Source organism: Paenibacillus glycanilyticus, from assembly GCF_030161375.1.
Lineage (GTDB): Bacteria > Bacillota > Bacilli > Paenibacillales > Paenibacillaceae > Pristimantibacillus > Pristimantibacillus glycanilyticus_B.
Genome location: NZ_BSSQ01000001.1, coordinates 175577 through 190354, shown reverse-complemented (window position 1 = coordinate 190354; position 14778 = coordinate 175577). Strand labels below are relative to the sequence as shown.

The following is a 14778-nucleotide window of genomic DNA, read 5'->3' as shown; positions in this document are numbered from 1 at the left end:
CATGACTCATAGAAGAATAGAACCTACCCTCTCGTACGTGGAGAGGATGCTTAACGGAACCGATTACCGCAGCATTATCTCTTTGATGGATAATTGGCGCTGCCATGCAGGAGATGCTCCCGGCGCGCAAGCTTCCTTATATGACGACTCGGCATGGCGGATCGTACAGCTTCCGCACGACGATTCCGCGGAATCGGATTTCGATGCCGCCTATCCGGCGAACGGGTACGTTCGCTCGGGCGTTTTATGGTACCGTACGTCGTTCGCTTCTCCGCAGCAGCATGGCGGGGGCAAACGTTACCTGATGTTCGACGGAGCCGCGATGAATGCCGAGGTATGGGTGAACGGCCGCTGTCTAGGGACGCATCCCTACGCCTTTACGCCATTCTGGCATGATCTTACGCCTCATCTTCTTCCCGAGGGGGAGGAGAACATCCTTGCGGTCAAGGTGGACGCTTCTCTTCAGCCATTTGGCAGATCCTATCAAGGCAACGGACTGTTTCGCCGCGTGCAGCTAATTGTAACGTCCCCCTTGCATATTGACATATGGGGCGTAGTTGCCAGAACGGAGACCGTCGACTCAGAAGGCGCCGCGATTTCGGTAGCAACGAGTGTCTCCGCGGGCCGTTATCCCGAGACGAAGTGGAACGCTTTTGTGTGGCAAGGGAATGGAATGGCGGACAATAACGAAATCAGCAAAAACTGCCGATTGAGAACAACCATCCTTGATCCGGAAGACCGCGAGGTGGCTATAGCCGAGGCTGAAGCGATCGTTCCGCAGTTCGGCAAGCATCGATTCGAGCAGCAGCTTCGCGTGCTGGAACCCGCGCTTTGGAGTCCGGAGCAGCCGAATCTGTATCGGGTCCGCTCCGTCCTGTTCGTCGAGGATGAGCCGGCTGACGATGTGCTGACCCCGCTTGGCATTCGCACGTTATCGTTTACCGCCGGGGACGGCTTCGAGCTGAATGGGGTCGAGACGAAAATCAAAGGCGTCTGCCTACACCAGGACGCGGCGATTTTTGGCGGGGCGGTTCAGACGCCTACATGGGCGAGCCGGCTGGCCATGCTGAAGGAAGCGGGCTGCAATGCGGTCCGAACGTCACATCACCCTTTCCCGACGGAATTTTATCATGCGTGCGATTATCTAGGGATGATGGTCATGGACGAAGCGTTCGACGAATGGCGGTTAGGCTGGGACCGCGGTTATTCGGACTCGCCGTACGGCAAGAACGTCTATGGATATTATCTTTACTTCGACCAATGGCACGAGACCGACCTTCGGGCGATGCTGCGGCGGGATCGCAACCACCCAAGCATCATCATGTGGAGCGTAGGCAACGAAATTCCGGATCTCTACTTCGACGAAGGGATTCCGCTCTTGCGCAGGCTGGTTGACATCTGCAAGGAGGAGGACGACAGCCGGCCCGTGACCGTATGCGCGGAAGGCAATCACCTGCTGCCCTTGCGGGAAGGCATCATGGATCTGGTGGACGTGCCGGGTTATAACTACGTCGCGAGCCGGGAAGGCGACGCGTACTACGAACGCCTGCACGCCGAGCGTCCGGATCGGGCTCTGCTCGGCTCCGAGACGGAGTTCGAGCCGGAGCACTGGAAGCGCATCATGCAGAATCGCTACGTCATCGGCCAGTTCCTGTGGGTTGGCATCGATTACTTGGGAGAAGGCGCCGACGTGCTTGGCGAGGACTCCGCCCTAGGCAACACATTCGATATCTCCGCGCTTGCGGGAGGGCGCCGCGGCTGGGGGTTCGGGCTCATCGATTCGGTCGGCACGCCGCGAGGCGAGTACTACTACCGCCGTAGCATTTGGAGCGATGAGCCGTTCATAGGCCTCGCTGTCAAGCAACCCGTTCCCGCTGCCGGCGAAACTTACGCCTACATGAATTCGCAGCTTCACTGGAATTGGAACGAAGGCGAGCGCAAGACGGTATATGTCTTCACCAACTGCGACGCGGCGGAGCTGTTCCTGAACGGGCGTTCGCTCGGAGTAGTGGAGAAGGATGCGGAGAGTTACCGGGCGATCGAGCTGGACGTCGACTATGTTCCCGGAACGCTCGCCGCTGTCGGTATGAACGAAGGGCAGCGAGTGTGCGAGGACATGCTGGTTACTGCTGGAGTCGCGGCGCGGCTGGAACTGAGCTGCGACAGCGATCGGCTGTCCGCGGACGGACGGGACTTTGCTGAGCTGCGAATCGTTGTTGTCGATAAGGATGGCCGCCTTGTGCCTGACGCTGCGCATTTGATATCCGTCTCGGTACAAGGCAGCGGAAGCCTGCTTGGCGTGTACTCGGCGGACGTGACGAGCAGCGAGAACTACCGTTCTTCGAGCTGCCGTGCCTATCGCGGAATTGCCGCCGCCATAGTGCGGGCGGGGCATGAACCGGGAACGATTGCCATTGAGGTTTCGGCTCCAGGGCTAGCTTCAGCGAGCTTAACGATGTTTAGTGCCAAGCAAGGATAGGCTTGCTCCGGCCGAACATTTCCCTCTACGAATCGAATATCGTCAAGAAAGGCACCCATTTTGGGTGCCTTTCTTAATGAAGGAACGGATTATCTCCATTATTGATGTCTAGAAGAATATACATGCTCCGCGGCCTCTCAAGACTTGACCGGAAATCAGATATGAAAATGCAAGATAAGTCATTAAATGACCATATCCATGGCCAGGGCCGCCGTTCAATATAGAAGGAAGAAGGAAGGACAATCGCAAATCCATCACGTACGCGTTGAGATGAAACGGGAGGATAAGATGAACCTATTGCCGGACATAAAGATCGCTGCGCAACAGATGTTGTTTTGTTGGAATACGGAAAAGGACCGGGCTGTACTCGAACGGGATGGCCGCATGGTATGGCAAGGAAGTTTGCTTCCTTCTTTTGAACTCTCCGACGAGAAAGGACAGCTTTATTATACGGATGCGATTATCTCGAATGTGACAGTACTTTCGGATTCCTGCTATGAAATCGCGCTTGAATTCGATGAGCTCGGAAGAGGCTCCCTACAGGTGGACACCGAAGCCTGGGGCATCCGATTTTCCAGTCTGGAAGTCTCGTGGTATCAGCCGACCTCTATCGTAGCGCTCTATTTCGGAACGAAACGAATGACGGACATGCAGCTTCGGGCCGCTCCATCGCTTGCCAAACCCTTCTGGCCGAACTGGAAGGCGGAAGGGTACTGCCTGCCGTGCGCGGGCACGAATCCGACGCGCAGCTTTTGGCGGTTTTTCGATATGGGTGATTCGCTGCTGCCTCTCGGCAGCTTTGGCGATGCGATGGGTACGCTGTACGCGGCTGCTTACCCGAGACCGCTATATGCTGCGGCAATGGGTGGAGGTGACGGATGGCTGTCGCTTGGACCCGGAACGATTCCGGATGCGGCGCTATCGTTGCAACTGAAATCCGCTACTGCCTGTCTGCAGTATTTATACAGGGAGGATTTGTGGGAAGCGCCTGATCTGCTGCATCGAAGCTGGAGCGAACCGCTCAGACTTGCCTGGGGAATAAACGGATTTGACGCCTACGACCGGCTCTATCAAACCTTTCCGGTAAGCGGTTCTAAATCGCCCAATCAAGCGAAATCATTTGTATGTACATGGGGCGATTTCAAGGAAGGGCAATTTGATTTGAGGACCATTACGGAGCGGGTTTCGCGATTGGCCCCTGCCGATATGATCGTGCTCGACGAATATTGGGAAACTTGCGACAGCAGCGGAATTCCGGACTATAACCGGTTTCCGGAGTTTGACAGGGACATTGCGCATATGAGAGCAGAAGGCTTCGAAATAGCTTTATGGCAGTCAATAGGATGGATTGACCAGCCTGAGGCGTTTGGCTTGAGCGATGGGGATCTGTTGTGCGGAAAGGACGGGAAGCCCAGGCTCTGGCGCTGGTCGGGCGATCCGATATACGGAGAGTCTTATCATTACTGCCTGGATCCCAGCTCGGAGCGGACCAGATCGTTTCTAACGGAACGTACCAGGAGCATCGTCAGCCGGTTGAATCCGGCAGCTCTGAAGTTGGATTTCGGTTACGGCTTGCCCGGGCCGGACGTAAGCGTGCCGCGTTGTCCGGAACTCCGGGGAGAAAGGCTTTGCTCGGAACTGCTCAAGATCATTACGGACGCCGCAAAGGAAGCAAAGCCGGATATCGCAATCATCTATTATGGGTTGCATCCGCTGCTGCACGACCACTTCGACGTGATCAATATCGATGATCTAGGCGACGCCGGAGACAGTGCGGAGTATGAGGCGCTTGGGCATAATCAGCGCTGCATGTGGTCGGCACTCGCGGCGCGCCACGGCATGCTGATCAATACGTCGACAGGCTATTACTGGGAAACGCTGAAGCAGATTTTACTCAACACGGCCGTTGTTGGCACCAATGGCTTGACGCTTGGAGCTGCCGATCGTACGGGTAAGGCAATGACCGAATCACAGCGGCTTCGCTGGCTTGCGCTTGGCAAGTGGCGCAGGCCCGGTAGCGGCTGGTCTCCGTTATGGCTTGACGCCGATTTCGGAGATGTGAGCCGCGAGCCGGTCATCCGGTCATGGGGACGGGTGGAATCCCATCAAGGCGTCGACAGGATAACGGCCCTCGCATTACGGCATCATTCAGGCGATGAGATGGTTTTTCCGCAATTGTCAGGTATCCGTTTCACCGGGGAATGGGCGCTTATCGCTCAAGACAATGAGGACATCCGGCAATGCTCCGAGCTTGCTTGCATTCCGTTCACGCCTGGTGTTCTTACTATAGAGGGAGACTTCGCAGCTGTTATTGAATTCCGTCATATCGAAGAGAGTGAAGCGAGGAAAGTTTTGACTTCCGATCCTAGCGGAAACGTGACCGTAAGCATAAGCCGTGATGAGCTTAATGAGATCATCGGATTTATGTTTGTACGACAATAGAAATGGCAGGGGCTGACCAAGCGGGCAGCCCCTTCGTGATACTTGGATTCCAAGCAATATATAGGTCGTAATCTATTTGAAAGCGCTTTATAATGGTGTGGTACGATCTGTATGAAATCACAAATGCTGGACTTTTGAGAGGGGCGACAGGAGATGGAAGAGAATCGCGAATGGCTTGCCAAGTGGATATGGCTGGATAAGGACGAGGCGTCCGGCACGAAGCAAGAGCGCGCGTATTTGCGCAGAACGTTCCGCATAGCCGATTCGGATTTGGGCAAAGCACGGCTGACGATAGATGTGACGGCGGACAGCCGTTATCGGCTGTATTTGAACGGGGTTTGGGTATCTAGCGGCCCCGCCAAAGGAGACGGATGGAGCCATTATTACGAGAAGCTGGATCTGACTTCTTATCTCATTCCCGGCGTAAATGCGCTGACCGCGTTCGTTGTTCATTACCCGGTCGTCTCGTCCGGCAACAACGGGGAGAACGGCCCGGCATCCGTCTGGCGTTCCGATCGCGGGGGATTCCTGCTTGAAGGCGCAGTAACAGGCGAGCATGGATCCGAGCTTGAAACCTTGCACACGGATAGCCGGTGGAAAATAAAACGAGACGAAGCGGTATCGATCGGCGAGGAAAAGCTGACGCTGTTCGTCGGCGGAATGGAGACGGTGGACGCTTGCCTCTTGCCGCACGGATGGCGGCTTCCGGGATTCGACGACAACTCCTGGCCGCATCCCGGTCAACAACAGGAGCCGCATGATCTGCTCTGGGGACAGTTGAACAGAAGGCACCTTACTCCTCGCACAATTCCGCCTCTTCGCGAGACGGAGCGCTCTCCCGCACGCTTGATGCGTACCCACCGCGGCCTGGATTGTGCTGCTTCCCCGGCGGATGGACTGTTCCCGCTTGCGATACCGGCGCACGCCGAAGGCTGGCTGGAGCTCGACATCGGCGAGATGACGGCGGGTTATCCTGAGCTTCGGTTGATCGGAGGAGCTACGACCACCATCAAGCTGCTCTATTCCGAAGCTTACGAATATGTCTCCGCGCAGGCGGCCCCGGGAAGTTCGCGGCGTACCGTGCGCGATGATCCGTCCGGCAAGGAGCTCCTCGGCAACGAGGATACGTATATCGCGGCCGGCATCGGCATAGAGGAGCAGCCTGAGATCTACGAGCCTCTGGCGGTACGCGCCGGCAGATTCATTCGGCTCTCGTACGCTACGGGCAACGAGCCGCTCACGATCGCCGGACTCATCTGGCGGGAGGTAGGCTATCCGCTTGAAGCCGTCGCTAAGGCAGAGAGCTCCGATCCCGACTGGCCGCGCATGTGGCAGATCAGCTTGAACACGCTGCGGCGCTGCATGCACGATACCTACGAGGATACGCCGTTCTACGAGCAGATGCAGTACATTATGGACGCCCGCTCGCAGGCGTTGTTCACGTATCAGATTAGCGCGGACGACCGGCTGCCGCGCAAGACGATCCATGATTACCATAGCTCGCTGCTTCCGAGCGGCATGCTGCAAAGCCGCTACCCGTCGGTCGATCCGCAGGTCATTCCCGGCTTCTCGCTGCTCTGGGTGCTGATGGTGCACGACCATTATAGCTATTTTGGCGACCTGTCGCTCGTGAAGCGCTACCGCCCGACGATAGACGCCGTGCTTGATTGGTTCGGTCGCCGGGTAGAGAACGGACTGGTTGGCATCATTCCCGAAGCTTATTGGTCCTTTGTTGACTGGGTAGAGGAGTGGCGTACTAAAGCCGGCTCTCCGCCGGCCAAGTGGCAGGGCCCGATGACGGTGTACAATCTGATGTACGCCGCCGCTTTGACCTGTGCCGCCGAGCTGAATGAGGCGACCGGCAGACGGGATACGGCGAAGGAATACGCTGACAGAGCAGATGAAATCCGCGCAGCCGTCCGCAGCCGTTGCTTCGACGAGGAGCGCGGCTTGTACCGCGACGGACCGGATGTCCGCGAGTTCAGCCAGCACGCGCAAATATGGGCGGTGCTTGGCGGCGCTGCGACCGGGCAGGCGGCGGCTAAGCTCATGGAGCGTACGCTGTCCGACCGGGAGCTGCCGCGGGCCTCGTTCTCGATGAGCTTTTTCTACTTCCGCGCGTTGTCAATCGCGGGTTTGTACGACCGCACGTTGGAGCTATGGAAGCCGTGGAAGGATCAGATTGGCTTGCATCTTACGGCTTGGGTCGAGGACCCGGTCACGCAGCGCAGCGATTGCCACGGCTGGGGAGCGCTTCCGCTCTACGAATATACGGCGGAGACGCTTGGCGTCCAGCCGGCTGAGCCGGGCTTCGCACGCATCCGGATCGCACCACGGCTAAGCGGCTTGACCTGGGCATCGGGCAGAGTCGCTACGCCTAAAGGGACCGTCGATGTAAGCTGGACTCTTAGCGAGGACCGCATGTTCCGGTTATCGGTCCATTCACCGGCCGGCGTACCAACGCTGATCATGCTGCCGAACGGGGAAAGCCGCGAATCGGACGAAGGCGGCAAGCTTGAGGCTAGCTGCAAGCTCGATTAATCGTTGCTGAGATAGCAAGTTGAATTTTATAAGCAAGGGGCGGCTCGAAATGAAGATTTTTCGTAAAACACAGCGGAGAATGACGATATTGCCGAAGCTGATCATAGCCTTCCTGCTTGTCGTCGCTCCGATCTACGGAATTGGTCTTTGGATGAATCAGCTGGGCGAGAAGAGCGTCCGCGAGGAGCTGTCGAAATCGCTCCAATCGCGGGTCGATTTCTATCTAAGCTCGCTTGAGGCTGGCAATGAGCAGCTGAGCGGGCTGCTGCAGCAATATGCGATGGACAAAGACATCCAACACGCCGCATTTATTAGCAATACGATGTCGATCGGAACATGGACGGAGACGGTTCAGCGCATCCAGGACAAGCTGCAGCAGATCAAATACTCGAGCCTTTACATCAAAAACGTAAGCGCTCATATTCTGACGCTGAAGCGCACGATATCGAGCAACGAAACGATCAGCGACACGATTAATCCCGATTATGAGGCGGTTGCTTCCGTAGCCAAACTCCGGGGCGTCGGCAATTATTACTGGAAAGACCGGCTATTCATGGCGGTCGCCTATCCCGGCTCCGATCTGCCGAACATGAAGGAAACGTTCGCGCTTTCGATCGAGATCAACCAGGAGACGATGAAGCAGTCGCTGCAGAACTTCACGGACTACAAGAACGCGGGAGCGATGCTGGTTAATCCGGAGAACGGCTGGAGCCTCGGCAACCAAGCGGACGAAGGACTTACGAAAGAGCTTTCGGACTACTTGAAGAGCCGTCCCAAGGACAGCGCAGATGAAGGCTATAAGCAAATTTCAGCGGGGAATAGTTCCTATTTAGTCGCATATAAGCGCTCGGCCGCGTTCGGCTACTACTTGATTGCCTACGTGCCGTCGGCCGAAATGCTCGGTCCGATCTACAAATACCGGCTGTTGCTATGGCTGCTGTCGTTCGTCTCGCTTGTTTTTATAGTGGCATACTCTTACTGGCTGTATCAGCTCATCCGCAAGCCGCTGCATCGGATGATCACCGGATTTCGCAAAGTAGAGGCGGGGATGATGGATCCGATCCCGATGCCGAAGTCCCGCGATGAGTTCCATTACTTGTTTCAACGATTCAACATGATGACGAACAATTTGAAGGTGCTGATTCAGGAAGTGTACGAACAGAAGCTGCGCGCCCAGACGTCGGAGCTGAAGCAGCTGCAATCGCAGATCAATCCGCACTTTCTCTATAATACCTACTTTATCTTATACCGCTTGGCGAAGATGCACGACAATGACAGCGTAATCCGGTTCAGCCAGCATCTTGGAGAGTATTTCCAATACATAACCCGCAACGGATCCGATGACGTGCCGCTCGACGCGGAGATTAAGCATTCCCGTTCGTATGTAGAAATTCAGAGCATCCGCTTCGCCAAGAGCCGCATTACCGTCGATTTCAGCGAACTGCCTGAAGGCTACGGCGATATGCGGGTGCCGAGGCTTATCCTGCAGCCGTTCATCGAGAACGCGTACCAGTACGGGCTCGAGACTAAGCGCAGGGATGGCAGAATCGCCGTGAAGATGATTGAGTTGGAGGGGCAATTGCTCATTTCGGTCGAGGATAACGGCGAGCGGCTGACGAACGACGACCTTCAGCAGCTCGAAGCGAATTTAGAGAAGCAGCGGGCGGATATGGAATATACCGGCATGCTGAACGTTCACCGCCGGCTGCAGATCCGGTTCGGCGCCGAGTATGGCGTATCCGTCGATCGCAGCGAAATGGGCGGCTTGAAAGCGACTCTGAGGCTGCCGATGCCCCAGTCCTCGGGCAAGCCTACGGAACTTGAAGATACTGTAGACGCGAAAGGAGTTTGAAGCCATGTACCGTCTGTTGATCGTAGACGATGAGCCGATTATCGTGGAAGGCTTAAGCGAGTTATTCTCGCAGTCCGACTATCCATTGGAGGTCTATCAAGCGTTTGACGGACCGGAAGCGCTGACGGTCGCGCGGAAACTGCGCATCGACATTCTGCTGACGGATATCGAGATGCCGGAGATGAACGGCATCGAGCTGCAGAAGGAGGTGCTGCGCCTTTGGCCGCGCTGCAAGTCGATTTTCCTGACAGGTTATAACGAGTTTGGCTATATCCAGTCGTCTATTCGGGGAGGAGCGATTGATTACGTACTGAAGACGGAAGGAGACGATTCGATTGTCTCCTCGGTCGAGAAGGCGATTCGCGTCATTGCCGAGGAAGTGACCTACGAAGGCCTGATCGAAAGCGCTCGCTCTTCCCTGAAGCTTGCGCTGCCGGCGCTGCGCAAGGAGTATTTGACGGGGCTGCTGGAAGGGGAAGCTTCGTCGTCAGCCGCGCGGAGAGAGCGGTTCGCGCAGTTTGAAGTGCCGCTTGATCCGGACTTGCCGGTCGTCATGGCCGTCGCCCGGATCGACCGCTGGCGCGAGGATAGGGCGATAGGCGATAAGTTGTTGTTCGCTTATTCGATCAACAACATCTTCGAAGAATTCGTAGCATTGGAATTCGACTTGACGTACTTCAGAGGCAATCACGAGCGGCTGATCTGGCTGCTGCAGCCGAAGCCGGAGTCGGGATATCGCCAGGCAATTGAAGGCAATCTCCCGCTGCACGAAGGCGCAGACGCGGAAGCCAATCCGGAGGCCGGCCTGCACGCTTACTTGCTTGGGATGCTCGAATCGGTGCAAGACGCTTGCAGCCGCTATTTGAAGCTCGCGTGCTCGTTCGTCGTCTCCAGCGAGCCGTTCGAGTGGGACATGCTCTCATCCAAATACGAACGGCTGTCGCAGCTGTTCGGCCGCGGACTTGGACTCGGCAGCCAGATGCTGCTGTCGGATGACCGGGCGAAGGAAAGCGTAGACGAGAAGGCGCGAAGCAAGGTCAAGCGCATCCGGATGCTCGACCAATACTTGATGCAGAAGGAACGGGCCAAATTCGAGCAGCTGTTCGACGAGATTACGGAAGCCGTCGGCGAGCCGGCGACGCTAGCGGCAGGCTTGCCGCTCGAGGTGTTCTACGAGCTGTCTGCGATCTTCATCCCGCATTTGAATCGGTTCGGGGAGCTCGGGGCTTTCGGCGGTCAATCGATCCCGGGCAAGCTGCTTTCTATTCAGGAGCATCGTTCGTGGAGGGAAGCTACCGGCTTTTTCCGCGAGTTGGCGGAATTGCTGTTCGAGCGGATGGAAGGCGGCAATGAGCAGGAAACGAGCGAAGTCGTTGAGCAGCTTCATCAATACGTGGAGGAGCAAATCGACGGGGATCTGTCGCTGAACCGCCTGGCCGAGCATGTCTATCTGACGCCTTTTTACCTCTCCAGATTGTATAAGCAGAAGACGGGCCATACGATCAGCGACTATATCACGGGGAGGAGAATCGAAATAGCGAAGCGGCTGCTCGGCGAGAGCCACCTTAAGATTCATGAGATCGGCATGCGGATCGGGTACGATTCGGCGTCCTATTTCACCCGCTTTTTCAAAAAAACAACATCGTTGACGCCTCAGGAATACCGCGATTCGCTTAAGTAGATATGAAAGGATAAGGAAGGTAAACGGTTTATTATATTCGCCGTGCCGGATCTGCCTCATACTGAAAGCGTACCACATTTATCCCAGGATATAGGGGGCATACAGATGGAGTTGAAGAAAGCGAAAGCGAAAGTGAAAGGCTCGGCAATGCTCTCATTGCTGCTTCTGATGACAACTGTAACGGCTTGCACCAACAGCGACAACGGCAACGCGTCTACGAATGCCAGCAACTCGCCAAGCGCAACAACAAGCACGGAAGGAAGCCCTGCGGCTTCGACCAATTCCGTTCCTAACGGCCCGGAAGGCAAATACGATCCTCCGATCGAGGTAACGACGGTACGCTCTCTCAATCAGGCAGCCGAGCTTGCGCCTGGCGATACGTATGACGAGAATATTTGGACCAAAACGTTCGAAAGCGATCTCGGCATTAAGGTGAAGAACACTTGGAAAGTAAATGCGGAGCAATATCAGAACAAGATCGCCGTAACGATGGCTTCGGGCGATATGCCCGACTTCATGAATGTCGACGCTCAGCAGTTCCAGATTCTCGTACAAGCCGGCACGATCGCGGATCTGACCGATGTGTACGCGAAGTACGCTTCCGATCTGACGAAGAGTTCGTTCGAAGGAAGTAACAGCTTGCGCCTCAAAGCGGCAACGATAGACGGCAAAATCATGGGGATTCCGGCAGACGGCGGAGAAGCCGCCGATACTCAGCTTATCTATATTCGCAAAGACTGGCTTAACAATCTGGGGCTTCAGCCGCCGAAGACGATGGACGATGTCATCAATATCGCCATGGCATTCACGAAGAACGATCCGGACAAGAACGGCAAGAACGATACGTACGGATTAAGCCTCGACAACAACTTGTTCAACGGCTGGTCCGGACTTGACGGTTTCTTCAACGGTTACCACGCGTATCCGTTCAACCCAACCAAGGGAACGGGCACGAGCCTCAACTTCATCAAAGGTGCGGACGGCAAGGCGCAATGGGCTGACGTTCAACCGGAAGTGAAGACCGCTCTCGGCAAGCTGGCGGACTTGTTCAAGCAAGGTGCGATCTATCCGGAATTTAGCGTTATCGACGGCAATAAGTCCGCGGAACTCGTTACGTCCGGCAAAGTCGGAATGACGTTCGGCGCGTTCTGGGTGCCGACATGGCCGATCAACAATATGTACAAGGACGTTCCGGGCGCGGATTGGGGCATTTATCCGCTGGTATCGTCCGACGATCAGCCGGCGCTCTCGCAAAGCATGGGCGGATTGCCTTCGCATTACTTTGTCGTAAGCAAGAAGTCCAAACATCCGGAGGCTCCGTTCTTGCTGCTCAATACGTATATCGAGAAAATTTACGGACACTTCGATAAGAATTACCATACGGTTACCGTGGATGGCAAAGACTACGGCGAATTTGGACTTGCGCCGATCAACGGAGGCTTGCCGGGCAACAATCCGAGGGCGGCTGCCGCGGTTCAAGCAGCGAAGAAATCCGGCGATACGTCGGCGCTAAATGACGAACAGAAGAACTACTACGATCAAGTAGCTAAATTCGAGGCCGGCGACGCAACAATGTGGGCTGCGAACAAATTGTGGGCGGAAGGCGGCGTATTCAGCCTCCTCGGCCAGTACGTAGACAACAAGCAAGTGTTCACGTCGACGTATGTGGGCAATCCGACTCCAACGATGATCGCGAAAGGCCCTTCGCTTCGCGACGAAGAAGTCAAGATGATGACATCGATTATTATGGGTTCCAAGCCGCTCGACTACTTCGATGAGTGGGCAGCGAATTGGCTTGCATCAGGCGGCCAGAGTATTCTCGACGAAGTTAACGCAAGCGGCATGGTTCAATAATACGCAACAAGGGGATAGGGGCTAGCCGCTAGCCGCTATCCCTTCTTTGTAACCAGGCAGGAGGGAAATCTATTGAGCCGCAGAAATTGGAGATTGGAATTGCCGCTGCACCTTATGCTGGTGCCGGGAATTATCGTCGTGCTGTTATTCAGCTACGGCCCGATGGTCGGTATCGTTATCGCCTTTGAGAACTTTATCCCGGTAAAAGGGATTTTTCGCTCCGAGTGGGTCGGATTGGATCATTTCCGATATATCTATAACTTGTCCGAGACTAGGGGAGTACTGCGGAATACGGTATTTATCGCTTTTATGAAAATTATCGGTGGACTCTTCGCGCCGCTTGTCACCGCGCTTCTACTGAATGAGATCAGGAAGAAGTTCTATAAGCGCAGCGTCCAAACGATTATCTATATGCCGCACTTTATGTCTTGGGTCATTATGGCCGGCATCTTGATTGACGTGCTGTCTCCAACTTCCGGGATCGTCAATCAGGTACTAGGATGGCTCGGCTTCGATAAAGTGTTCTTCCTCGGCAATGATAAGTGGTTTCCTTACGTGCTGGCGATAACCGACGTATTGAAGGAGTTTGGCTTCGGAACGGTTGTCTATTTGGCTGCCATCACTGCCGTAAATCCGTCATTGTACGAAGCAGCCGTTCTGGACGGGGCGAACCGCTGGAAACAAACGCTTCACGTGACGATTCCAGCGATCATTCCCATTACGATATTGCTTACGACGCTCGCGCTCGGAAACGTGCTGAACGCCGGCTTCGACCAAGTGTTCAACCTCTATAATCCATCCGTCTATTCGACGGGCGACATTCTCGATACTTACGTTTACCGGATCGGCCTGGCCAGCGCTCAATATGGAGTGGCGACCGCCGTCGGACTATTTAAGTCAGTGATCTCGCTTGTCCTCATCTCGTTGTCCTACTTCTTAGCTTATCGTTTCGCCAATTATCGCATTTTCTGATCAGCTGCAAGGAGGATTGTCATGGTTCAACCCTACTCATGGAGTCGCAAGCTGTTCGTTGTTTTCAACTATACTTTCCTTGCTTTATTGTCCCTTATCAGCATTCTGCCTTTATTGAATCTCTTCTCCGTCTCCTTAAGCTCGGCCGCCGCAATTGAAGCGGGCAAAGTTACGCTATGGCCGGTCGACTTCTCTTGGAAGGCTTACAAGTTCGTTGCGGAGAAGCATGAGTTCCTGGTCTCAACGGGCGTCTCCGTACAGCGCGTATTGTTAGGCGTCAGCATTAACATGCTGCTAACGGTGCTTACGGCCTATCCGCTGTCTAAGGAAGCGGCGAATCTGAAGTTCCGAACGGGATATGCCTGGTTCTTCGTCTTCACGATGCTGTTCTCCGGCGGATTGATTCCGTCCTATATGATCGTGCGCAATTTGCACCTGCTCGACAGCATTTGGGCGCTTGTGCTGCCGGGTGCGCTTCCTATCTTTAACGTCATTCTGATGCTCAACTTCTTCAGAGGCTTGCCGAAGGAGCTGTCGGAGTCGGCGTTCATCGACGGCGCCGGACATTGGCAGACGCTCTGGCGGATCATCATTCCGCTCTCCATGCCTTCAATTGCTACAGTGACGCTGTTCGCGATCGTGTCGCACTGGAACGAATGGTTCAATGGGCTAATCTATATGGACGATCCGATCCACTATCCGCTTGCCAGCTACTTGCAGACCATTATTGTCCGCATGGATATGTCTACCATATCGGATCCTAACATGCTGCTATTGTTGTCGCAGTTAAATGACCGATCGGTGCGCGCCGCGCAAATTTTCCTCGGCATGGTGCCGGTGCTATGCGTATATCCGTTCCTGCAGCGATACTTCATGAGCGGCATGACGCTCGGAAGCGTCAAGGAATAAGTTGTTGCCGGGTAAGCCGTCCTGTTCATTAGATCAGGGCGGTTTTCT

Annotated in this window: 8 protein-coding genes; all 8 read left to right on the top strand. The window is 55.3% G+C overall.

Annotation, left to right across the window (positions count from 1 at the left end):
- Position 1: 1 nt before the first annotated feature.
- The 8 genes from QQK89_RS00650 (at position 2) to QQK89_RS00615 (ending at position 14730) form a co-directional block, all read left to right on the top strand.
- A complete protein-coding gene (locus QQK89_RS00650) occupies positions 2-2479 on the top strand; it encodes a glycoside hydrolase family 2 TIM barrel-domain containing protein (RefSeq protein WP_284236465.1) in 2478 nt (825 codons plus the stop codon).
- Between the two features lie 186 nt (positions 2480-2665).
- Entirely contained in the window at positions 2666-4921 is a 2256-nt protein-coding gene (locus QQK89_RS00645; RefSeq protein WP_284236464.1) for a hypothetical protein, read from the top strand.
- Positions 4922-5074: 153 nt separating this feature from the next.
- Positions 5075-7462: an alpha-L-rhamnosidase C-terminal domain-containing protein gene (locus QQK89_RS00640; protein ID WP_284236463.1), complete on the top strand. Its 2388-nt coding sequence runs from the start codon at positions 5075-5077 to the stop codon at positions 7460-7462.
- A 49-nt stretch (positions 7463-7511) separates the two neighbouring features.
- Positions 7512-9314: a sensor histidine kinase gene (locus QQK89_RS00635; RefSeq protein ID WP_284236462.1), complete on the top strand. Its 1803-nt coding sequence runs from the start codon at positions 7512-7514 to the stop codon at positions 9312-9314.
- A gap of 4 nt (positions 9315-9318) precedes the next feature.
- A complete protein-coding gene (locus tag QQK89_RS00630) occupies positions 9319-10995 on the top strand; it encodes a response regulator (RefSeq protein WP_284236461.1) in 1677 nt (558 codons plus the stop codon).
- Between the two features lie 105 nt (positions 10996-11100).
- Positions 11101-12849, top strand: a complete 1749-nt coding sequence (locus QQK89_RS00625) for an extracellular solute-binding protein (RefSeq protein ID WP_284236460.1) — start codon at positions 11101-11103, stop codon at positions 12847-12849.
- Between the two features lie 72 nt (positions 12850-12921).
- Positions 12922-13821, top strand: a complete 900-nt coding sequence (locus QQK89_RS00620; RefSeq protein ID WP_284236458.1) for an ABC transporter permease — start codon at positions 12922-12924, stop codon at positions 13819-13821.
- 21 nt (positions 13822-13842) lie between these two features.
- Positions 13843-14730: a carbohydrate ABC transporter permease gene (locus tag QQK89_RS00615; RefSeq protein WP_284236457.1), complete on the top strand. Its 888-nt coding sequence runs from the start codon at positions 13843-13845 to the stop codon at positions 14728-14730.
- Positions 14731-14778 lie beyond the last annotated feature (48 nt).